Origin of the sequence: Streptomyces hyaluromycini (assembly GCF_002217755.1) — a bacterium.
Taxonomy (GTDB): Bacteria; Actinomycetota; Actinomycetes; order Streptomycetales; family Streptomycetaceae; genus Streptomyces; species Streptomyces hyaluromycini.
In genome coordinates, this window is the sequence record NZ_BCFL01000031.1 from 49,862 (window position 1) to 71,547 (window position 21,686).

At 70.1% G+C, this 21,686-nt stretch carries 18 protein-coding genes; 6 read left to right on the plus strand and 12 right to left on the minus strand.

Features of this window, described 5'->3' with window-relative positions:
• Nucleotides 1-60: 60 nt before the first annotated feature.
• The 3 genes from SSP29_RS41760 to SSP29_RS41770 all read right to left on the minus strand — a co-directional run bounded on the left by SSP29_RS41760 (nucleotide 61) and on the right by SSP29_RS41770 (nucleotide 5,638).
• On the minus strand, nucleotides 61-969 hold the full coding sequence (locus tag SSP29_RS41760) for an MBL fold metallo-hydrolase (RefSeq protein WP_089106175.1): 909 nt from the start codon (nucleotides 967-969) through the stop codon (nucleotides 61-63).
• A gap of 483 nt (nucleotides 970-1,452) precedes the next feature.
• Nucleotides 1,453-2,817 carry an FAD-dependent oxidoreductase gene (locus tag SSP29_RS41765; protein WP_167450129.1) on the minus strand — a complete coding sequence of 455 codons (1,365 nt, stop codon included), beginning with the start codon at nucleotides 2,815-2,817 and terminating at the stop codon, nucleotides 1,453-1,455.
• A 151-nt stretch (nucleotides 2,818-2,968) separates the two neighbouring features.
• Complete coding sequence (locus tag SSP29_RS41770; RefSeq protein WP_145969015.1) at nucleotides 2,969-5,638, minus strand: Ig-like domain-containing protein; 2,670 nt, start codon at nucleotides 5,636-5,638, stop codon at nucleotides 2,969-2,971.
• Nucleotides 5,639-6,035: 397 nt separating this feature from the next.
• On the opposite strand from SSP29_RS41770, the gene SSP29_RS60520 reads away from it, so the two are divergent.
• Nucleotides 6,036-6,524: a hypothetical protein gene (locus tag SSP29_RS60520; protein WP_150135952.1), complete on the plus strand. Its 489-nt coding sequence runs from the start codon at nucleotides 6,036-6,038 to the stop codon at nucleotides 6,522-6,524.
• A gap of 37 nt (nucleotides 6,525-6,561) precedes the next feature.
• Here the strand turns inward: SSP29_RS60520 and SSP29_RS41780 are convergent, their stop codons facing one another.
• A complete protein-coding gene (locus tag SSP29_RS41780) occupies nucleotides 6,562-9,210 on the minus strand; it encodes a beta propeller repeat protein (RefSeq protein WP_089106178.1) in 2,649 nt (882 codons plus the stop codon).
• Nucleotides 9,211-9,426: 216 nt separating this feature from the next.
• Here SSP29_RS41780 and SSP29_RS41785 point away from each other — a divergent pair, with 216 nt between their 5' ends.
• Nucleotides 9,427-10,653 carry an MFS transporter gene (locus SSP29_RS41785; RefSeq protein WP_089106179.1) on the plus strand — a complete coding sequence of 409 codons (1,227 nt, stop codon included), beginning with the start codon at nucleotides 9,427-9,429 and terminating at the stop codon, nucleotides 10,651-10,653.
• Nucleotides 10,654-10,862: 209 nt separating this feature from the next.
• Here the strand turns inward: SSP29_RS41785 and dacB are convergent, their stop codons facing one another.
• The 3 genes from dacB to SSP29_RS41800 form a co-directional block, all read right to left on the minus strand.
• Nucleotides 10,863-12,191: a D-alanyl-D-alanine carboxypeptidase/D-alanyl-D-alanine endopeptidase gene (gene dacB, locus SSP29_RS41790; RefSeq protein ID WP_089106180.1), complete on the minus strand. Its 1,329-nt coding sequence runs from the start codon at nucleotides 12,189-12,191 to the stop codon at nucleotides 10,863-10,865.
• Nucleotides 12,192-12,330: 139 nt separating this feature from the next.
• Nucleotides 12,331-13,086 carry an SDR family oxidoreductase gene (locus SSP29_RS41795; RefSeq protein ID WP_089106181.1) on the minus strand — a complete coding sequence of 252 codons (756 nt, stop codon included), beginning with the start codon at nucleotides 13,084-13,086 and terminating at the stop codon, nucleotides 12,331-12,333.
• A 13-nt stretch (nucleotides 13,087-13,099) separates the two neighbouring features.
• On the minus strand, nucleotides 13,100-14,578 hold the full coding sequence (locus SSP29_RS41800; RefSeq protein WP_089106348.1) for an FAD-dependent monooxygenase: 1,479 nt from the start codon (nucleotides 14,576-14,578) through the stop codon (nucleotides 13,100-13,102).
• Nucleotides 14,579-14,684: 106 nt separating this feature from the next.
• On the opposite strand from SSP29_RS41800, the gene SSP29_RS41805 reads away from it, so the two are divergent.
• The gene (locus tag SSP29_RS41805; protein ID WP_089106182.1) at nucleotides 14,685-15,311 is read left to right on the plus strand and encodes a TetR/AcrR family transcriptional regulator C-terminal domain-containing protein; all 627 of its coding nucleotides are present in this window, start codon (nucleotides 14,685-14,687) and stop codon (nucleotides 15,309-15,311) included.
• Between the two features lie 32 nt (nucleotides 15,312-15,343).
• Here SSP29_RS41805 and SSP29_RS41810 read toward each other — a convergent pair whose 3' ends face one another.
• The gene (locus tag SSP29_RS41810) at nucleotides 15,344-15,862 is read right to left on the minus strand and encodes a MarR family winged helix-turn-helix transcriptional regulator (protein ID WP_089106183.1); all 519 of its coding nucleotides are present in this window, start codon (nucleotides 15,860-15,862) and stop codon (nucleotides 15,344-15,346) included.
• Between the two features lie 257 nt (nucleotides 15,863-16,119).
• Nucleotides 16,120-16,512 (minus strand): nuclear transport factor 2 family protein, encoded by a 393-nt coding sequence (locus SSP29_RS41815; protein ID WP_089106184.1) that lies wholly within the window; start codon nucleotides 16,510-16,512, stop codon nucleotides 16,120-16,122.
• 341 nt (nucleotides 16,513-16,853) lie between these two features.
• Between SSP29_RS41815 and SSP29_RS41820 the strand changes: the two genes are divergently transcribed.
• Nucleotides 16,854-17,549, plus strand: a complete 696-nt coding sequence (locus SSP29_RS41820) for an alpha/beta hydrolase (RefSeq protein WP_089106185.1) — start codon at nucleotides 16,854-16,856, stop codon at nucleotides 17,547-17,549.
• 92 nt (nucleotides 17,550-17,641) lie between these two features.
• Entirely contained in the window at nucleotides 17,642-18,244 is a 603-nt protein-coding gene (locus tag SSP29_RS41825) for a helix-turn-helix domain-containing protein (protein ID WP_089106186.1), read from the plus strand.
• 92 nt (nucleotides 18,245-18,336) lie between these two features.
• Here SSP29_RS41825 and SSP29_RS41830 read toward each other — a convergent pair whose 3' ends face one another.
• The 3 genes from SSP29_RS41830 to SSP29_RS41840 form a co-directional block, all read right to left on the minus strand.
• Complete coding sequence (locus SSP29_RS41830) at nucleotides 18,337-18,744, minus strand: RidA family protein (RefSeq protein WP_089106187.1); 408 nt, start codon at nucleotides 18,742-18,744, stop codon at nucleotides 18,337-18,339.
• 149 nt (nucleotides 18,745-18,893) lie between these two features.
• A complete protein-coding gene (locus SSP29_RS41835; RefSeq protein WP_089106188.1) occupies nucleotides 18,894-19,703 on the minus strand; it encodes a class II aldolase/adducin family protein in 810 nt (269 codons plus the stop codon).
• A gap of 137 nt (nucleotides 19,704-19,840) precedes the next feature.
• Nucleotides 19,841-20,290, minus strand: coding sequence for an Lrp/AsnC family transcriptional regulator (locus tag SSP29_RS41840; RefSeq protein ID WP_089106349.1), 450 nt, complete (start codon nucleotides 20,288-20,290; stop codon nucleotides 19,841-19,843).
• Between the two features lie 161 nt (nucleotides 20,291-20,451).
• Between SSP29_RS41840 and SSP29_RS41845 the strand changes: the two genes are divergently transcribed.
• Nucleotides 20,452-21,603 (plus strand): acyl-CoA dehydrogenase family protein, encoded by a 1,152-nt coding sequence (locus SSP29_RS41845; RefSeq protein ID WP_089106189.1) that lies wholly within the window; start codon nucleotides 20,452-20,454, stop codon nucleotides 21,601-21,603.
• Nucleotides 21,604-21,686 lie beyond the last annotated feature (83 nt).

A 21,686-nucleotide genomic window follows, 5' to 3' on the forward strand; every position in this document is an offset into this window, starting at 1 on the left:
TGCACCGCGATGCACCAAACGTTTCCCCCGCTTCTGCAGTCAAGTGCCGGGCCGTTCGGTCTAGTCGATGAAGACGCTCCAGGCGACCGCGTTGAGGTTGTCACGCAGGAAGATGTCGGTTCCCGCCAGGCGCTCGTCCCAGGAAGGCATCAGCTCCTCCGCGCGCGTGACGACCGCGTCCATCCAGACCTTCAGTTCGGCCTGGCGGTTGTTGTGCGGAACCTTGGCGGCGGCCGCGGCTTCCCTCAGGTCGACCGTCCGCAGCGCCTCGGCGGCAGCGGTGCGCAGGTCGCGGATGAACTCACGGTTGTCCGCCACGTCCTCGCGGGTGCCGGGCAGGGCCATGTGGCCGGTCACGATGGTGTCGTAGTCGTACTCGAGCAACTCGTCCATCGCGTCGTAGTACGCGGGCACGTGTGCGGAGAAGTACAGCCGGAAGAACGGCGCACTCTTCGGTGTGAAGCTGTCCACCGCTGTCATGAGCCTCTGCTCCGGGAGGTGGATGAACAGGTTGCCGGCCACGTGCCAGTCTCTCGTGTAGTCGAGGACGAACCGGACCCCGTCGATGTCCAGCTCCTGGTGCCGGCCGCTGAAGGTCTCGGTGGGAAGCGGGCGCCGGTCGTCCTTGGCCTCTTTGACGAGATCGCCGGTGATCTCGTGCGTGATGATCTTCAGGCCGTCCCGATTGAGCAGGTGCGCGGCGCCGATGTGGTCGGCGTGCGCGTGGCTGTAGATGAGGTGGGTGAGGGGCTTGGGGGTGACCGACTCTATGGCTTCCAGCAGTTTGTCCCCCAGGAACGGTGACGCGTCCACGAGGACGACGCCCTTCTTCGTCACCAGGAACACCGTGTTGATCATCCCTTGCGTGACGATGTAGGCGTCGCCACCCAGGTCGGTGACGGCATACCCGGTGGACTCCGGGATGTCCGGCCCGAGGGCGAAGTCGGGCACGGGCTTGAACTCGGTCATGGTGATCTCCTCTTTGCGGTTCCGCCCGGCGGACGGGTCTGTCGATGTGCCGGTGGACGGAGGAAGGAATGGTTACCAATGTAGACCATGTTTCCCTGGGGAAGCTAGTGCCCAATGGGATCCCGGGGGAATGGTGTGGAGGGACGCGACACCGCCGTCGGCGGGCGGACCGTCGGTCGGCTCTCTGTGATCGAGGGCTGCGCTGCGGCTGCGACGGGCGCCCGGCCGCGCGCAAGCCTGCGTGCCTGCTCGGGGGGGTGTGGCATCGCCGGGCCAGGCGTCTCGTGTATCGAGATCTACACCACTCCCTGGCTCCAGGAATCACGTGCGGCACGTGGTTCGTGACCGGGGGCGCCACGCGGCGCCGTCAAGCGGAGGACGGGAGCGGTATCGCCGGCCGCCGATGTATCGGCACTCGCCGGACTGGCGGGCGGCCCCGCGGTGGTGTCCGCGGCCCGGCCGCCGAGTCGCGCTCGCGACAGGTCAGCCCCGGGGGATGAGCGCGGTGGACAGGACCTTCAGGGCCACGGCGGGGTGGAACAGCACCGCGGGGGTGGCCACCATGTTCACCACCCGCACGAACCTCGACCAGACGGCCGCGTCCTTCACGGCGACCTGGAAGAGCCTCGTGTTGTACCAGTGCGCGAACCGCGCTCCCAGGGGCTGTGGGTCCGGGTTCCACATCAGGTCCGAGTTGGTGGAGAGTGTCCACGGGCCGAGCAGCAGCCGGCCCACCCGCTTCTGGTAACCGCCGGCCATCCCGTCCAGCTGTTTCCCGGACGCGCTGCGGCGGGCCAGCGTCCGCTGCAGCAGCTCCGCCTCCATCGCGGCCACGGTCAGCCCCTGGCCGTAGACGGGGTTGAAGACGCAGACCGCGTCCCCGACGGCGATGAGCCGGTCCGGCCAGTTCCTGACGGCGTGATGGGGCCGCCACTGGTTGTCGACGTTGGTGTAGCGATGGGTCGGCTCCTGGACCGTACGGCGTCCGATCTGCTGGGCCAGGTGCGGGTTGTCCAGGCTCTCGGCGAACCGCGGGTAGCCCGTGTCGTCGGCCGGCGGCGGGTCCTGGAAGCCCAGCAGCGAGCACGTCCACCGGTTCCGCTCCACGGCCAGCAGGACCCCGGCCCGGGGCACGCGCGGAGCGAACAGCATCTGGTACGCGATGTAGTAGTCCGGGTGGCTCGGGTGGCCCTCCTCGGGCCGGTCGAAGTTCATCGACGTGTAGGTGACCTTCGCCTTCACCGTCCGCTTCGTGGGGACCGTGACACCGACCGCACCCAGCCAGTCCTCCAGCGAGCTGGACCGCCCGGAGGCGTCGACGACCAGATCGGCGGCCAGGTCGATCGCTTCCGTGCCCCGCTGCCGGCACGTCACACCGGTCACCCGCCCCGAGGCGTCCCGGGTCAGCCCCGAGCACTGCGTGGCGGCCAGCAGCGTGACCTCGGAGCGTGCGAGCACCTTGCGCCGCAGCCGGCGCTCCAGCTCGTCGCGGGTGAACGTCTGGATCTGCACCCCCGTCCGGGCACGGGGTGCCAGTCCGGTCGGCAGCAGGAAGTCGATTCCCTGCCCGTAGTCGAACACCGGCGCACCGGCTTCCCGCAGCTCGTCCCGCAGTCCAGGAAACAGCCGTTCCAGGATCTCGCCGCCCTTGGCCAGCATGGCGTGCGCGTGATAGCCCTGCGGCGCACCCTGATGGGCACCGGTGTCCTCGTCCACGGCATCCCGCTCCACGAGGACGACTTCCGCGAAGAAGTCGGCCGGCACCCGCGCGGTCACCAGCCCCGCGTAACTCCCGCCGATGACAACGGCCTTGCCCCAGGGGCGGTTCGTCTGCATGTCGTCTGCCACGCTTGCCGGTGCAGGGCGCATCACGTGGATCGACGACGGCACTGATCAGTGCGACACGGCCGGTCGGCTTCCCTCAACTGCTCGGCCCGGTCCCGGGGTGGACCGGGGCCGGGCCGAACACCGTTGGCGGAGGCTTCACTTCACTCGGCGTCTACAGGGGATGCGGGAGCAGACGGTGGTGACAGCCTCCTGAGCGACAGGGAGGAGCGGGTTTCGGGTGGTGCTGGTTGGCATGAGGCGGGTTCTTGGTGATCTCCACCTTGAGGACCGGTGATGCCGGGCTCACATTGCCCGCGAGGTCTTCGAGACGTACGGCGAAGCCGTACTTCCCCAGGTCGAGCGTGGCGCTGACGATTTCGTACGCGCCGTGTGAGGTGACGGTGTCCTTGCCGACCACGGCCGGGCCGACGGGTCCCTTCGGATCGGCGGTCAGCCGCACCAGTGCGTTGGGCTCGACCGACCGGCCCTGGAAGGCGGGCTTGCCGATCGACGTGATGTTGTCCCTGTGGTTGCCGGTGTCGCTCGACGGCAGCAGGTCCGGGGCGCCCGGACGCCTCGGTGCGTGGGTGTCGAGTGTGATCAACAGCCGGTGCGCGCTCTCCCTGCCCGAACCGACGACGTGGGACACCCCGGGGACGCCCGGGTCGTCGGACGGGTCGACGATCACCACCTCCGCGGTGATCTGGTTCTCGCCCTCCACCAGGACAGGGTTCAGACGGATCCGGTACAGCCCCGGTCTGGCGACCGGGTCCACCGGCTGGGCGAAGCCGACGCGCCGTCCGTCGCGTTCCACGGCCACCTTGTAGCCGGGGGCGTCGTCCGTGAGCGTGGCGGTGCTGTTCTGCGGAGACAGCGGGATGCCCGCGGCCCGCAGTTCCGAGTCGTCGACCCGCAGGAAGAGCTGCGGACCGCGGACCCTGGTGACGTCGTCGTTGTCGTACCGGCCCGAGTCCGACGTGCGGGTGAGGTCGAGGCCGAAGGGTTCGGGGGCCGCGCGGTTGACGACGGTGAGGTCGTAGGTGGCCTGCGGCGGGTCGGTCGGCGAGGCGTCGCCCGGCCTGGTCGGGTCGGTGATGCCGGCGTCGCTGACCGCGATGAAGTACGGCTGGTCCTCGACGACCGGGATGGCGAGTCTGCTGGTCGAACTGCCCGGCCTGGTGGTGGCGACGGTTCCGGTGGCCACCTTGTTGCCGAACTTGTCGTACGCGCGGACCTGGAGCCGGGAGATCACCTCGTTGAAGGCGATCTCGGCCTGCAGGTGCCCGGTGCGGCGGGGCTCGACCCTGAAGAAGTCGACGTCGGTCGCGCTGTGCAGGGTCAGGCGCGGCTTGGTGACCCTGTTCCTCGTACCGAGCGCGGTGGCGACGGCGGTGTCGATCGACTCGTTCGGTTCGAAGGCGTCCGGGAAGGCCCCGAGCAGCGAGAAGACGTCGAAGTAGGTGGTCTGACTGCCCTGGGCCGACGCGGTGGCCGTCGGCGGGGTGGTGTTGCCGGTCCAGGTCGCGTAACCGATCCCGTCGGCCGACCACAGTCCGTTGTACTCCCCGATGCGCAGGGTCTGCTGGGTGGAGCCGGCGCCGCAGTTGAAACGACAGGGGGCGTTGACATCGGGGTCGAAGGGGGAGTCGCTGACCCGGAAGTCCTGCGCCCAGGTCTGCCCGCCGTCGCGGCTCGTCGTGCCGTAGAGCTCCAGCAGGAAGTTGTTGCTCCCGTTCGGCCCGGTGCCGAAGTTGCGCCGGCCGCTGCGGTTGTCGTACCAGGTGACGACCGCGTTGCCGTCCTGGTCGATGTGCGCGGTGGGCATCACGGCGAAGGTCCGGCCCGGCCCGTGGTCGACCCTGCCCTGGGTGAACGTCTGCCCGTTGTCCGTGGAGCGGGCGATGACGACGTCGGCGTCGTCGCCGTTCCCGAAGACGTTGTTCGGGTCGTCGTTGGCGACGACGTAGACGTTCCCCGGCCGCGCCGGGTCGGGCAGGATCCAGGGCTGCATGCTGCCCTGGAGCCAGAAGTCGGTCCCCGGGATGACACCGGCCGGGGAGTTCACCACGTTGCAGGTGATGGTGGCCTGCCCCGCCCCGAACGCCGTTGCCTTCTGCTGGACCGTACCGGCGGCGAAGTCGGCGCCCCCGGAACCGTCGCGAAGGAGCTGTGTGGTGCCCTGGCCGGGCGCTCCGTTGGTTCCTTCGGTGCAGCCGTTGGCGTGGTAGGCGACGTAGAGGTCACCGTTCGGGCCGACCGCCGCGTGCGAAGGCCACACGTTCCCCTCTCCGGCCGCGGAGAGGACGCTGGGCGCCGACCACGTGGTGCTCCCGCTCACGAGGCGGGAGAACTGGATCTGCCACGGGGTGCCGAGGTGGGACCAGACGATGTAGAGGTTGTCCCGGTACGGGCTGGTGGGGTTGGTGTCCGCCACCAGCCAGGGCTTGTCGTCGTTGACGGCGCTGTTCGCGCTCACCTGGGTCGCCGTGTACGTCTGGTTCCCCGGCGTCATCAGATCGTTGATCCGGGCGACACCCACCCCGAAGCTGGGGGCGGTGTTGAAACTCCCGGAGAGATGGGCGACGAACAGGCGCCCCTGGGAGTCGAAGGCGAGGGAGGGGTCGCCCGAGCAGGGGAGAGTCGACGTCCGCGTGATCGGGAAGCCGTCCTTGCCGAAGTTGTTGTCGATCCGGACGGTGCACCCCTGCATGACGGCGACCTGGCTCGGCCTGCGGGGATTGACGGTGGCGTTGTGCGGCTCGTTGCCGTTGGTGGCGAGACTGCGGTCGTCGCCCGCCCACGCGGGTGAGGCGGGTCCCATGACCACGAGCGACTGCAGCATGAGAAGAGTGCTGCCGACAACGGTGAGGACACGCCGTTGAACGTGGCTGTTCAACATGGGTCCCCCTCTCTGATCCTGATCATCCCTCTCCTTCTGGTCCGGCCGAGGTGCGGGCACCCTGAAGATCTGTTCATCGGGCCAGATGACTGTGACACCGCGTTACCGTTCACCCGTGAGCCCTCGACCGGGACACGCTGAATTCACCAAGACCCTCACCGGAACCATCCGTACGGAGCACCTCGCTCGCCCGTTCGGGAGCGGCGGCGGCACGGACCGTCGCAGGTCTGCCGCACCTGCGGCGGGGAAGGGCGACCGGCCCTGCGCGGCAACATCCCGGCAGGGAATGTGAGTTGGAGGGCATGCTGGTATGTGTACGAATGCGGCGGGAGGCGGCGGGATGCGCTGGTGGGCAGGGGTGGCGATGGTCGTGGGGGCGGTTGTGCTGGCGGCTTGCGGCGAAACGGCGGGTGGCGGAACAGCGGGCGACGGAACGGCGGAGGGGCCGTCCGTAAGCCCGTCCGCCTCGGTCACCGCGCCTTCGGCGGGGAGCTGTGCCGCCGGACACGCCGAGGTCACCGTCGCGCCGGGGGACGCGCCCCGGCGGGAGCTGTGCGTACGGCCCGGGACCGTGGTGTCGCTCGTCCTGGAGCCCCGCATCGACGACAAGCGCTGGACGGGGGCGCGGAGTTCGGCGCCGGCCTTCGCCGTGGCCTCCGGATGGCGGCTGGACGCGGACGGCACCGCCCACGCCTCGCTGCGCTGCGCCGGCACCCGGGGCGGTACGACCGTGGTCACCGTGACGGCGAAGGCGCCGGACGTGGCGGGCGCCGCGCGGGTCGCCTTCACGCTTGACGTGAGCGTGGTGCCGTACCCGACGCAGGGGTGACCCGGAAGAGTCCGGGTCACCCCGTCATGCTGCTGCGTCAGTCGCAGTCGCGCACCTTGATGGTGTAGATGCCGCGGCCGTGGGTGGCCGCGTACAGGGTGCTGCCGTCGGGGCTCAGCTTCAGCTGGAGCACGGCGACCGCTGGGAGCGAGCCGACGCGCTCCCACCGCGTGCGGCCCGGGGCGCGGTAGACGACGCCCAGGTCGGTGGCGACGGCGAGGCCGCCGTTCGGGGTGACGACCGCGGAGTTGGCCGGTACGTCGGGGAGGTTCTTCGAGATGTCCTTCCAGGTGGTGCCGCCGTCGGTGGACTCGAAGACGTGGCCGACGCCCGTGCCGGGGCCCTCCGTCCAGTGCCGCGAGAAACCGTTGACCGCGAGGAAGACGTGGTCGGCGTTCTTCGGGTCGACGGCGAAGCCGCTGAGGTAGCGGTTGGGTACGGTCCCGTCCGCGCCGGTGCCGGGCAGGCTGATGTCGTGCCAGCCGGTGCCGTCCGCGTTGCCGACGGAGATGCCGCGGGCGAAGCCCTGGTTGTTGCAGGGGCCGCACCAGGCCGCGTAGACCTTGCCGCCCGAGGCCGCGACGGCGGTCGCGGTGTGGCCGGCACCGAGGTCGTACACGCTCTTCCACTCGTCACCGCTGCGGATGGCATAGCCGTGGGTCTGCACCCAGATGTGCCGGCCGCCCGCGATCCAGGTCGCGGGGTTCTTGGCGTCGGCCGCGAGCGGGGCGATGAAGCGGGCCTCGCCGGTGGCGTTGTCGGCCGGGGCGACGTTGTACGACGTGGCCTTGGTGGCGTCGGTGATCCAACTGCCGTCGTTCACCGCGCAGTTCTGGGTCACCTGGATCGCCAGGTAGACGTATTCCTCCGCCATGTCGCAGCCGTTGGCGGGGTCGGTGAGCGTGTCGCCGCCGTCGCCGCCGAAGTTGGAGCCCATGACGGTGTCGTTGCCGCGGAGGACGGACTGGCCGTTGTCCTGCAGGCCGCCGGTGACGGAGACGCCGCCGTAGGTCAGGTCCTTGCCGATGCCCACCGAGTAGTACTGGAGGGTGTCGATGGTGCCGTCGTTGAGGGAGGTCCAGTCGGTGGCGTGCCCGGAGGTGTCCTGGGCGCCGTCGACCGGGCGCTTGTAGACGCCGCCGTCGTTGCCGACGTAGACGAAGCTCTTGCCGTGGTAGCGGCCGATGGCGACACCGTGCTGGTCGGAGTGGGTGGTCGCGTTGCAGTCGCCGGTCTGCTTGGCCGGGTCAATGCTCCAGCAGGCGAAGTTGAAGTTCCAGTACGGGCCGACGGTGGACCAGCTGCTGCCGCCGTCCTTGGTCTCGTAGACCTCCTCCAGGCCCGCGTACACGTGCCCGGGGTCGCTCGGGTCGACGCTGAGGAACTGGTTGTACCAGGCCTGCACACCGGGCATGTAGCCGCTGGAGGTCAACGCCGAGCCGTCCGCGGCCAGTTGCTTGTAGTCGGCGATCTTCGTCCAGGGGCCGGACGGCGAGGCCGCGCGGTAGATGCCCTCCAGGCCGCTGTCCGGGTTGGTGCTCAGCTGCTCCGGCGACTCGTCGATGGCGTAGTAGCGGGAGCCGTCGGCGGAGCGGGCGAAGGTGACGTTGCCGACGTTGTCCGCGTCGGTCGGCAGGTCGCCGAAGCCGCTGCTGATCCGCGTCCAGGTGCCGCTGGAGTCCTTGGTGTAGAAGCCGTTGTAGTCGTCACCGCTGCGCCAGCCGACCGCGAGGACCACCTTGCCCGGGTCCTTCGGGTCGATCGCGATGTCGTTGGCGATGTTCTTGTACGCGGCCGAGGGGTCGCTCGCGAGCGAACCGCCGGGCAGGTAGTCGGGGTTGGGTGCGAACTCCAGCTTCCAGGCGCCCTTCAGCGTCTTCGTGGAGTGGCTCCACACGCCCTCGCTGGTCGCCGCCCACACCTTGCCGCCGCCGAAGCGCAGCTCGTGGACGGTGGTGGACTCCAGCTCGTCACCGCCGACCCGGCTGCGGGCGGAGAAGGTGCCGTGGTGCGGGTCGGACAGGACGTAGACGCCGCTGCCGAGGTAGGCGTCCGCGTTGGTGGTGGCCTCGCCGGTGCCCAGCCACAGGCGACCGGCCGCGTCGAGCGAGAGTGCGCCGGTGGACTGGGAGGAGAGCCGGTCGCTGATCGGCTGCCAGTGCCCGCCGCCGGACCGGGAGCGCCACACTCCGCCGCCCGCGCTGCCCGCGTAGACGTATCCGTCGTCGTCGGCGGCCATCGCGGCCATCCGGCCCGTGACATTGCCCGAGCCACCGCTGGAGTTGGAGTCGATGTCCCGGTAGCGCGGGTCGTCGGAGTTGTACGGCAGGTCGGTGATGTTCCGCCAACTGCCGCCCGTGCTGGGCAGGTTGCTCAGACCGGTCCAGGCGGCGCCGTAGGCGCCGGGGGCCACGATGCCGGGTGAGGTGCGGGCCTCGGCGTACTGGTCCGCCCCCTCGGCGATCTCGTCCGCCTCGTTGCCGCCGTCATCGTCCTCGGCCGTCACCTTGGGGGTGACGGCCCCCACCGACTGGGTGTGTTCGGCGGCGAGCCGGGCGAGCGTGCGGGCGCCGAAAGGGCTGTTGTTCCGGCTGGACGCGGCGCTCGCGGGCATCGCGAGGAGTGCGGCGGTTGCGGTGATGGCACAGGTCGTGAGCCATCGTCTTCTACGGGTTGGTGCTGACACCAGATCCTCCCAAACGGACTTTCGTACTGCCGTCGCTGGGACCCGATCACGGGCGGGAGGGTGTGTCCGGAACTTGGGCAGGCTTTGACTGGAACCTGTCATTTCAGGTGCGGCGGGTGGATGAGGGCCGGGCACGGCAGGGAAACGTGTCGGTGGATGATGGGCGGCACGGACGTCCCGGAAGCGGTGGCGTCGACGACGAGGAGACGTACGCCCATGACAGCCCCGAAGCCCCGGGCGGCCCACCCGGCATCACCGGCCCGGATGCGGCCCTGGCGGTTCGTGGTGTGGTTCGGCACGGTCAGTCTGCTCGCGGACTTCGTGTACGAGGGCGCCCGCTCGATCACCGGACCGCTGCTGGCCTCGCTGGGGGCCTCTGCGCTGGTGGTGGGCGTGGTGACCGGCGCGGGCGAGGCGGCGGCGCTCGGACTGCGGCTGGTCTCGGGGCCGCTGGCGGACCGCACCCACCGCTTCTGGGGTCTGACGATCGCCGGATACGCGCTGACGGTGATCTCCGTACCGCTGCTGGGCACGGTCGGCGTGCTGTGGGCCGCGTGCGTGCTGGTGATCGCCGAACGGGTGGGCAAGGCGGTGCGCTCACCCGCCAAGGACACCCTGCTGTCGCACGCCACCGCCGCCACCGGGCGCGGGCGCGGCTTCGCCGTCCACGAGGCGATGGACCAGGTCGGCGCACTGATCGGCCCGCTCGTCGTGGCCGGCATGCTCGCACTCACCGGCGACGACTACGGGCCGGCGCTCGGAGTGCTCGCCGTCCCGGGGGTCGCGGTGCTGGGTCTGCTGGTGTGGCTGCGTGCACGCGTACCCGACCCGCAGGGGTACGAGCGGGAGGCTTCCGGTCCCACGGACGAGTCCGCGCCGGACGGCCGCCTGCCGCGCGCGTTCTGGACGTACGCGGCGTTCACCGCCGCCACCACCGCCGGCTTCGCCACCTTCGGCCTGCTCTCCTACCACCTCGTCGAGCACCACCTGATGACGGCGGCCTGGGTACCCGTGCTGTACGCCGCCGCGATGGCCGTCGACGCCCTCGCCGCGCTGGCGACCGGCTGGCTGTACGACCGTGTCGGGGCGCGGGTGCTGGTCGCCCTGCCGGTGCTGGCCGCCGCCGTACCGATGCTGGCGTTCGCGAACACCGTGACGGTGGCCGTGCTCGGCTCCCTGGTGTGGGGCGCGGCCATGGGCATTCAGGAGTCCACGCTGCGGGCGACGGTCGCCGACCTGGTGCCGCCACGGAGGCGGGCGACGGCCTACGGCGTCTTCGCGGGGGTGGTCGGCGGGGCCAGCCTGGCGGGCGGCGCCCTGATCGGCGCCCTCTACGGAGTGTCGATCACGGCCCTGATCGCGGTGGTCGTGACGGTTCAGGTGCTGGCGCTCGTCCTGCTCATGGTCAGCGAGTGGGCACGGCCGCGTCGGCGCGGGGACTGAACGGCGTACGGGACACCGAGACCGCAGGCCAGGACCGTGGCGCACGATCCGCCCCTCCTGCTCGCCCGCCACGAGGGCGATGCGAGCAGGGACGCACGGCGGGCAGGCGCTGGAACGGCACCTGGACTCCCGGGATTTCGCGAACCGCATCCTCGCGCCTCGCCAAGTCCGTCACCCGCCCGGGGCAGATGCACCCTCGCGCGAGGGCCTTATGCCCAGCAGCCGTTGACCGTGGCCGCCAGGCCGTCGAGGGCGTCCTTGGTGGCGGCCGGGTCGGCGGTGGAGTTGTTCTCGATGAAGGAGAAGATCTTCCAGCTTCCGTCCTCGGCCCTGGTCAGTCCGCTCAGCGCGATCGCACCGGTGAGGGTGCCCGTCTTCGCCATGACCTTGCCGACGGCGCACTGCGAGTCCGCGGTGTCGAACCGGCCCCATTCGGGACCCAGGGTGGAGCCGGCCTCTCCCGCCACGGGCAGGCCGTCGATGATGGAACCGAGGATCTGCGCGTTGCGGGGGGCCTCGGCCACGTCGAGGATGTCGGCGATGGTCTGTGCCGGGATGCGGTTGGCGCGGGACAGACCGCTGCCGTCGTGGATCTCGTAGTTGTCCAGCGAGACGCCGTAGCCGCTGAGCACCTCGCGTACGACGGCCGTGCCGTCCTCGAAGGTGGGCTGGCGTCCGGCGCCGATCGCGGTCATCCGCAGCAGTGTCTCGGCGATATCGTTGTCACTCACCTTGAGCATGTGCTTCACGATGGTGGACAGCGCGTCGGACTGGTGCTGGGCGACCGGTACGTCGCCCGTGGCGGCCGTCCCGTGGGTGACGGCGCCCGTGACGGTGACGCCCTGCGCGGCGAGGAGCTTGGCGAAGGCCTGGCCCGCGTCGAGGGACGTGTCCGTGACCTCGTGGCCGTCGACCACCAATGCCCGTACCGGTGCGACGGAGTCCGGGTAGTAGCCGTCGTTCCAGCCGGTCGCGAGTGTGGGCTCGGGGAAGAGGCTGTCGTCCACCCGGACCTTGACCGAGGTGAGACCCGCGCTCTTGAGTCCCGCGACGGCGGAATTCGCCATCTCGGCGAGGTCGGCGTTGGTCAGGGTGCGGTCGCCGCCGCCGACGAGGGTGAGCGTGCCGTTGCCGTAGACCGCCTTGGTGGTGAACCGGCGGTCGGGGCCGAGCACCGTCAACGCGGCGGTGGCGGTGCCGAGTTTGGTGTTGGACGCGGGCATCAGCGCGGTGGCCGCGTCGTGGCCCCAGACGACCTTCTCGGACTCGGCGTCGATGACGACGCCGCTGAGGGTGCTGCCGAGACGGGTGTCCTGGACGCGGGTGCTGAGATTGTCCGCGATCTTCTGCTCGGCGGGGTCGAGTGCCGTGGCCGTGGAGACGGTGTTGCCGGCGGCGAAGGCGGTCGTACCGAACAGGATCGTCCCGGCGACGGGGACGGTCACCGCGACGACGGCGACCCGGCGGAGTGCGGGGTGGAGGGTTCTCGCCTTGCGGTCACGAGCGGTCGTACGGGCGCGGGAAGGGGGGTTGGACATGCAGGCCTCTCGGCGAAGTGCTGGTGCGGAAAAGGGAGTTGGCGGGGAGAACCTGGGCTCCCGAGAGTGAAAGTTACAGGCATGATCCCGTTTCCGAGGTGATTCCTGTGGACGTTCACACCCGCACCGCCGTGCACCGTCAGAATCCGTGTCGCGCGCCGCCGTCCACCTGGAGCATGAGCCCGGTCAGGTACGAGGCCGCCGGGGACAGCATGAACGCGCCCGCGCGTCCGAACTCCTCCGGCGTGCCGTACCGCCGCAGTGGGATCCGGGACTCGTTGGCGGCCCGCGTGCCCTCGGGGTCCGCGGACAGCCCGTCCAGCTCACGCATGCGATCGGTGCCGATCCGGCCCGGCAGCAGTCCGAAGACGCGGATGCCGCGCGGCCCCAGCTCGTCCGCCAGCGACTTGGCCAGACCGGCGAGGCCGGGCCGCAGCCCGTTGGAGATGACCATCCCGGGGGTCGGCTCGTACGCCGTGATCGACAGGACGAACCCGATGGAGCCCCCGGCCGTCAGCTCCGCGGCTGCTGTCCGGGCGAGCCGCACCGCGCCCAGGAACACCGACTCGAACGCCGCCTGCCACTGTGCGTCACTGTGGTCCGCGATGCGGCCCGCGGGTGGTCCGCCGACGCTGACGAGGATGCCGTGGAAGCCGCCGAACCGCTCACGTGCGGTGGCGATCAGTTGTTCCGGTGCTCGCGGGTCTGCGTTGTCGACGCCGACTCCGGCCGCGTTCGGACCGAGCTCCGCCGCCGCCTCGGCCGCACGCTTCCCGTCGCGGCCTGCGACGACCACCCTGGCCCCGTCGGCGACCAGTTCGCGGGCGACGGCGAAGCCCAGCCCGCGGGTGGCACCGGTGAGGACGTACACCCTGTCCTTGAGTTCGAGATCCATGGCCCGTGTCCCTTCAGCGACCCAGGACGGCGGCGATGCCGTCGTCCACGGCCGCGCCGAGCTTGGCGTCGTCCTGCTCCGTCCAGGCGCGGGCGACATGCCCGTCGGGCCGGATCAGGGCGGCGCGCACGTCGTCCCAGCCGTCGTGGGCCCGGTCCGGCGACCCGCCGTGCACGGCGATCCGCTCCTGCGCGCGATCGGCGAGGGCGCCGTCGGCGGTCAGGTCGAGGAGGAGGTACGCGTTCGCGCGCAGCAGGCCGAAGAGGGTGAAGCCGGTGCCGGTGAAGGTGAGTCCGGGGGCGCGGGTGCCGGTCAGCGGGTGTGCCGCCGGGTCGTCGCTGGGGTAGCCGATGCCGATCGCGCTGATCTTTCCGGCCAGGATCCGGCCGAACTCCGGCACGGCGGCGATCATCTGGGCGGTCAGGGACCGCATGGCGAGCGCCTCGGGCGTGAAGGTGGTCAGCAGCAGGGTCTGGGCGCGGCTGTGCTCCTCCAACTGGGTGCCGATCAGGTGCCGTTCGGTGTGGTAGGTGTCCAGCAGGCCTTCGGGGGCCCAGCCGTTGAGGGTGGCGGCGAGCTTCCAGCCCAGGTTGTGGGCGTCCTGCATGCCGTAGTTCATGCCGACGCCGCCGGTGGGGAAGTGCTGGTGGGCGGCGTCGCCCGCGAGCAGGACGCGTCCGCGTCGGTACTCGGTGGCCAGCCTGGTCGTGTTGCTGTACCGGGAGAGCCAGGACGGGTCGCGCATGCCGAAGTCGTCACCGGTGATGGCGACGGTCTTCTGCCGCAGCTCGTCCATCGTGAGATCGCCGGGCCACTCCGTGGTGCCCCCGTCGGGACTGGTGCCGGCGAGCCGCCACCGGTTGCCGGGCAGCGGCGCGACCAGTACACCGCCGTGCTCGTTGAACTGGTTGAAGGCGAGCGGGGGCGGGTTGTCGAGCGCCACGTCGCCCAGCCAGCCGAGGAAGTTGAACGGGGTGCCCGGGAAGTCGATGCCGGCGCTCTCGCGCACGGTGCTGCGGCTGCCGTCGCAGCCGGCGAGGTATTCGGCCTCGATCGCGTACGGCCCCTGTTCCCCCGCCACCTGCACGGTCACCGAGTCCGCGTGCTCGGTGAAGCCGGTGACACGGTGGCCGCGCCGTACGGTGGCGCCGAGCCCGCGGGCGTACTCCTCGAAGAGCTCCTCGGTGCGGGCCTGCGGGAGGAAGAGGGTGTACGGGAACGGGGTGTCCAGCAGCGAGAAGTCCAGGCGGCTGGGCAGATTGGCGAAGTGGCCGGTGGGGATCTTCGGTGCCTCGTCGTGGAACCGCTGGTGGATCCCGCGGGAGGCCAGCAGCTCGATGCTCCGCGGGTGCATGGTGAGCGCCTTGGAGCGCTGGTCGATCTCGGTGCGCTCCTCCAGGACCGTGACGGAGATGCCGTTCAGCCGCAGTTCGGCGGCGAGCCAGAGCCCGACGGGCCCGCCGCCGGCGATGACGACCTGCTGCTTTTCCATCTGCTTTTCCATGCGATCACCTTTCCTTGGGTCTGTGGCCAGGATCTGAGACCGCCAGACTCTTGGTCGATGACCAAGAGTCTGGCGCGGTCCGTACACTAGGTCAATGACCAACAGGCAACAAGGCGACCGCCTGGATCCGGCCACCGTGATCGGTGCGGCACTGGAACTGCTGGACGAGAACGGCCTGGACGCGCTGTCCACCCGGGCGGTCGCCGACCGTCTCGGTGTCCGCATGAACACGGTGCTGTGGCATGTGAAGACCAAGGTCCGGATGCTGGAGCTCATGGCGGACGCCGTACTCGGTGAGATCCGGCTGGACGAGCTGCCGCCGGCCCCCGACGAACGCGTCCTCGAACTGGCCCGCCGCTACCGCCGCGCTCTCCTCGCCCACCGTGACGGTGCCGCGCTCGTCGTCGGCACGTACGGCGTCGAACCGCACACCCTGCGCTTCGCGGACACCCTGGTGGGAGCGCTGCTGGAGTGCGGCCTCGAAGACCGCGAGGTCGCCTGGACCGCGTGGGCGCTCACCTACTTCGCCCTGGGTCTGGCCCAGGAGCAGCAGGCGGCCGGAGACCGCCCCCTCGGTGAGGCGCTGGCCAACGCGGTCTCCGAGACGACCCACCCTTCGCTGCACCGGGTGGTCGCGCATCTCGCGCCGGGGTCCTTCGACGAGAGATTCGAGTTCGGCGTGGCTGCGATCCTCGCCGGCCGGCCGTCTCCCCGTCGTTGAGGCCGGGCAGCGGGGCGGCCCCCGTCAGGCGTTCAGCACGGCTCTCCTCCGCTCGGGGACGCGCCTGCGCCGGGTGACTCGTCCGGACGGTCGGCCACCGCTGCCGAGCGGGTGAACGGCCCCTCGGCGGTGAAGCGGTGCAGCATGCGGGCGAAGGCGCGGGCCTCCCCGTCGGGCCAGTCGGCGAGCGCGACGGAGATCTGCTGGGCCAGGCGCTCCCGGGTGGCCTGCACGGCCTGCTCGCCTGTGGGGGTGAGCACCAGCAGGGTGGCCCGCCCGTCGGCGGGGTCCGGTTCCCGGCGCAGCAGTTCTGCCTCTTCCAGGCGGGTGGCGCGCCGGGTGACCCCGGACCGGTCCAGGCCGATCTCGGTGGCCAGCTCCGCGGCGCTCACCGCGCCGGTGCGGGCCAGGCCGCTGAGCACCGGGTAGGTGGTCTCGTCCAACGACTCGCCGATGCCCTCGGTGAGCCGGCGGTAGAGCTGCGCGCGGGTGCTGCGCCGCAGCAGCAGTCCCAGGGTGTCGGCGATCTCGTGACCCACATCGTTCGGCATGGCAGGAAAATTAGCGTGCGCGGCGCATGCGAAGCACATGCGGAGGAGGCCGAGTGCGACGCGCCGACGCTCAACGGGCCTCACGCCTGCGCTCCTCGTCCAGGGCGAGGGCGCCTTCGGTCACCCGGTCGGCGGCGCGGCGAGTCGTACTCGGCAGCCCCGGGCGATGCAGCCCGGGGCTGTGGGCCTCGATCCGGCCGGGGTGGGCGATGTCGGGCGGGCCGCGATGTACGAGGTGTGTGCGGCCGGCCTTTCCGTCAGCGGGCGTTGCCGATGTTCCGGTCGGCGTCGGAGCCCTCGATCATCAGGGTGGTCTCCTCGACACGGTTGAAGCGGCCGTCAGGGGCGAGGTCCCCGAAGGCATAGACCTCCATGCGCACGGTCGAGCCGTCCTTCTTCTCGATGTGGGCGGTGTGGCGGTCGGCGTACTTCGTGCCGTCGTACAGCTCGTCGTGGACTTCGACGCGGCCGCCGGCGACCACCGTCCGCAGGTGGGCGATGTGTTCCACGAACCCGGCGCGGTCGTCCCACCGCCCGTCGGTGCGCTGCCGGTATTCCGGGGTGAAGTGACGGTCGACGGCTTCTTCCAGCGGGACGGCCGGGTTGAAGAGCAGGTCGGTGAGGGCGGTCTTCATGTCGGTGCGGGGCATGGCTACTCCTTGCGCGAGATTGCGTGCGTTGCGCACGCTCCGCTCTTGCCGTAACAGTAGATGCGTGCGTGACGCACGCTCTTGGGTGGGTGCCGCTGAGGCTGTGAAGGCGAGTCGCGGGGCCTGTTGCCTGCCTGTGTGTGACCGCGACACGTACCTGACCTGACCTGGGCCCATGCTGTTGCCGGCGATCCGCCACCACTTCGATGCCTGACCTCTGAGGCAATTTTATGTGCCAAGTAGGTTGACTAGTGTGTGATGGTTGCTGACCCTGTGAGGGAGGGCCACAGGGTCCTCGCGGATGCGGGGCCTCGGGGCCCGGACCCTCCTGGGAGCGGCAAATGGCAACCTTCGTACTCGTGCACGGTTCTTGGGGTGGCGGCTGGGTCTGGGACCGGTTGCGCCCCCGGCTGGAGGATGCCGGCCACCGTGTTCTGACGCCGACCCTGACCGGTCTCGCCGAGCGGCGGCACCTGTCCGCGCCGGACGTGGGACTGAGCTCGCATGTGCGGGATGTCGTCGAACTCCTGGAGTCCGAGCGGGTGGAGGACGCCGTCCTCGTCGGGCACAGCTATGGCGGGATGGTGATCACGGGCGTGGCCGCGTTCGCGGGTGACCGCATCGGGCAGGTGGTGTACGCCGATGCCTTCGCGCCCGTGACCGGAGAGTCGGCGTTCGGCCTGCTGCCATGGCTGGAGCAGGCGTTCGCCGATTCGCCGGGACCCGCGGCATGGGAGGTCGCTCCGCTGAGCCCCGACTCGCTCGGCGCCGACGACGAGGGCGCCGCATGGCTGTCGAGCAGGCTGACACCGATGCCGCGGCGCACCCATGAAGAGCCGTTGGGTCCGGGCAGCGAGGAGGTGCTGGCCGGCAAGGCGGTCACGTACCTCTACTGCGCCGACCAGGCCATCTTCAAGGACATGGCCGCCTCGGCGGAGGAACGGGAGTTCAGGGTCGTCGCGCTGTCCGGCGCCACCCACGTCGACCTGCTGACGCAACCGCATGTGCTCGCGCAGGAACTGCTGAACCTCGGGTAGGTGCGGCCGGCGCGGTCGAGAGGGTTCCACTGCAACAGCAGCATGCCTGTCAGGTTATGTCTCTTGCCTGACAGGCATGCTATCTTGCGGAAATGTCGATCGAAGACACCGATCTCTGGGTGGCCCAACGTCTCAAGGACATGCGCAGTGAGCGCGGTATCACCCTGACGACCCTGGCGGAACAGACCGGCATCTCCTCGGCGCATCTGTCGCGCCTGGAGAAGGGTGTCCGCAAGCCCTCCATCGGCAGCCTGCTGCAGATCGCCCGCGTCTACGGCGTGTCCATCAGCGAGTTGGTGCAGGAACCGGACGAGAACGACTTCCATCTGGTGCGCGCCGACGCGGCGACGACGCGGGACGGCCAGGACGGCCGCTATACCGTGCTGAGCGGCCCGCGCGAGACCATGTCGGTCATCCGGGTCGACCTGGCGCCCGGCAAGCACAGCAAGACCGCCCGGCATGTCGGCGAGGAATGGCTGCATGTCCTGACCGGGACGATCACTCTCCACATTTCCGGGACGTCGCTGCAGCTCGGAGCCGGTGATTCGGTGCATTTCGACTCGTCGAAGGAGCATCGCCTTGTCAACGACGAGGATGCCGCCGCCACCGTACTGATCGCCTCGACCGCGGCGACCGTTCCCATGCGCCACCCCATCCCCGCGTCCCGCCGCGGCTCCGCGGCCCCGCGAGACTGACCCCCCCGCCTGGTCGGCGGCGGGCCCCGAGTCCGTGCGAGGCCGGCGGCGGTGGGCTGCGGGCCGCGGGCTGCCCGGCTGGGTGGTTCTTCCTACGGCAGGACCGCGAACCCGTCGACTTCGATGAGCCATTCCGGCATGCCGAGCGTCTGTACTCCGAGGAAGGTGCTCGCGGACACGGGCCACTTGCCGTCGAAGGCGCGACTGCCCGCGGCGAAGATGGGCTCGATCAGCTCGGGCCGGTGGCCGACGACGTGGATCGTGTTCTTGATCAGGTCGTCCGGGGTGGCGCCGGCGGCCTCCAGGGCAACCCTGAAGTTGCGGAAGGCCTGTTCGGCCTGTGCCTCGTGATCACCGGGACCGACGAGGTCGCCGCCCTTGTCCAGGGCGATCTGACCGGCGATGGCGATGAAGCGGGTGCCTGTGCCCGTCACCGCGTGGCTGTAGAGGCCTTGGACCGGGGGTGCGAGAGCGTCCGGGTTGACGCGTTGAATCGACATCACTTCTCCAGAATCGTCGTCGGGCGCAGGGGCGCAGGGGCGCAGGGGCGCAGGGCGCAGGGCACGAGGCGTAGTCCCTTGGCGGTACTTGTTGCTGTATGTCGGCAACAGGGCCGGTTTGCATCGGCGTCGGGCGGACGCCGTCCTCGCTACTCCAGGACGTCGGGTTCCTCGTCCGTCACGAGCCCGGCAAGGAGGTTGAAGTTGTGGCGGGCCATGTTGGCGTTGCTGAACTGCCGGTGCGCCAGGGTGACTTCCTCGTCGCTCATGATCCGGGGCCGTCCTGCGGCGTCGGCCAGCAGCTGCATCTGGCAGGCCCGGTCCATGGTGATGAACCACCAGGCCGCCTCCTCCACCGACCGGCCCACCGTGAGCAGTCCGTGGTGGCGCAGGATCGCGGCCCTGCTGTCCCCGAGCCGTTCGGCGATGCGCTCGCCCTCCGCCTTCTCCAGGACGAGCCCCTTGTACTCGTCGAAGAGCACGTGGTCGCCGGAGAAGGCGCAGGACTCCTGGACGATCGGGTCGAGCAGTTTGTCGAGCGAGGCGAACGCCCGGCCATGGATCGTGTGGGCGTGCGCGACGGCGACCACGTCGGGTCGCGCCTGGTGGATCGAGGAGTGGATCCAGAACGCCGCCTTGTTGGTGCGGCGGTCACCCTCGATCACGCGCCCTTGCTCGTCGATGAGCAGGAGATCGCTCACCCGGATCTTCGAGAAGTGGACGGCGTAGGGGTTGACCCAGAAGCGGTCGGGGAACTCCGGGTCGCGAGCCGTGATGTGCCCCGCGATGCCTTCGTCGAACCCGTGGCGAGCGAAGATCCGGAAGGCGATCGCGAGCTGTTCCTTGCGGTGCCGGCGTTCGGACTCCACGGAGTCCTTGGTTTCCGAGAGCTGGGGTATGTCGAGCTCGCCGATGTTCTCCAGCTCCGCTGCGCCGGCGCTGTCGGTCGACACGGACATGCGCTGATGCCTCTCTCGGTTGGTGCGGTCAGACCTCCTTCAGGGTGGGGGCGACGGATGGGCGAAGTCAACCTGGCAGGCAAATCAATGTGCCTACTAGGCAATTTTTGCGGGGAACGCCGGTCTGCCGGTCGTCCTCACCCGTCCCGGCGCCACGCCCCCAGCACCATCAGCGTCTTCGTCCCGATCACCGGCCCCGACCGGCGCAGCCGGTCGATGACATCCCGCAGATGCTGGACGCCGGACACCCGGACCCGGACCAGCGCGTCGGGGTCCCCGGCCACCGTGAAGACCTCCAGGACCTCCGGGACGCTCGTGGCCGCCATGGTGATCATCTCGACCTTCACGTCCCCGGCGAACCTGAGCTCGACGAAGGCCTCGAAGCTGGACCCGAGTTTGTTGTGGTCGAGGATGACCGTGTAGCCCGCGATGACCCCGACCCGCTCCAGTCGGTCGATGCGCCGCTTCACGGCGGAGGGGGACAGGCTGACGTGGTCCGCGATCTCCGTGACCGTTCGCCGGCCGTCCTGCACCAGCAGGTCGATGATCATGCTGTCCACGCTGTCGACGTGCTCGGTACCGGACATCTCCACCCCTCGCTCAGAAGCGGGTTCCTTGCGCGGAACCCGGGTCGTGCATAGGAAATTTTGTGCACATCGCAAGAACTCAGCAGGTTAATTGCACCACGGGTCGCGTGCTGCCGACTGTGGTCCTCCACCGGGAGCCGACCGCAGGAGGGGACACAGCAGTGAAAGTCGAACGAGAACTGCCATCCCGTGAGGCCTATGACCTGCTGGAACTGGTCACGGACATCGCGGACAGGGAACTGGGGCCGCGGGTCGCGGAGTTCGAGGACGAGGCAAGGTTTCCGCGCCAGGTCTTCGAGCTCCTGGGCGAGGCCGGGCTGCTCACCCTGCCGTTCGGTGAGGACGTCGGCGGCGGGGGACAGACGTACACGGTCTACCTCCAGGTCCTGGAGGAGATCGCCGCGCGCTGGGCCGCGGTGGCCGTGGGCATGAGCGTGCACACGCTGGCCTGTCTGCCGATGGCCACGTTCGGCACCCAGGCACAGCAGACCGGGTTCCTCCCGCGGATGCTGAGCGGAAAGCTGCTGGGCGCGTACTCCCTGTCGGAGGCCCACGCGGGTTCCGATCCCGCGGCGCTGCGCGCGTCCGCGTCGGAAGGCCCGCGGGGCTGGACGGCCGGCGGCACCAAGTCCTGGGTCACGCACGGCGGCGAGGCCGACTTCTACACCGTCTTCCTGCGGACCTCCCCCGATACGCGGTCGGGCATCTCCTGCTTCCACGTCGACGCCGGTACGGCGGGGCTCGTCGCGGGGGCACCGGAACGCAAGATGGGGCTGCGCAGCTCGACGACCGCCGAGCTGCACTTCGAGGACATGGTCATCCCCGGCGACCGGCTCGTGGGAACTCCGGGTCAGGGCCTGCCGATCGCGTTGGCCGCGCTCGACGCCGGCCGGCTCGGGATCGCCGCGGTCGCCGTCGGCATCGCCCAGGCCGCGCTGGACTACGCCGTCGGCTACGCCCGGGACCGGCAGACGTTCGGGCGCCGCATCATCGAGCACCAGGGCGTCGGATTCCTGCTGGCCGACATGGCGGCGCGAACCGAGGCGGCCCGCGCGACCTACCTGGCGGCCGCTCGCCGCAAGGACTCCGGCCGGCCGTACACCCGGCAGGCCAGTGTGGCCAAGCTGATCGCCACCGACACGGCGATGGCGGTCACGACCGATGCCGTCCAGGTCCTCGGCGGCGCGGGATACGTGCTCGACCACCCCGTGGAACGGCTCATGAGGGAAGCCAAGATCACCCAGATCTTCGAGGGCACCAACCAGATCCAGCGCCTGGTGATCAGCCGCCAACTCGCCGCTTCCGCACGGTAGTCGGCGCCCGTCCTCCCCTCGACGGATCCCTCCGTATACCCCGCATGCCCCGTACGGCCCGCTGGCCCGTATAGCGCGTGAGG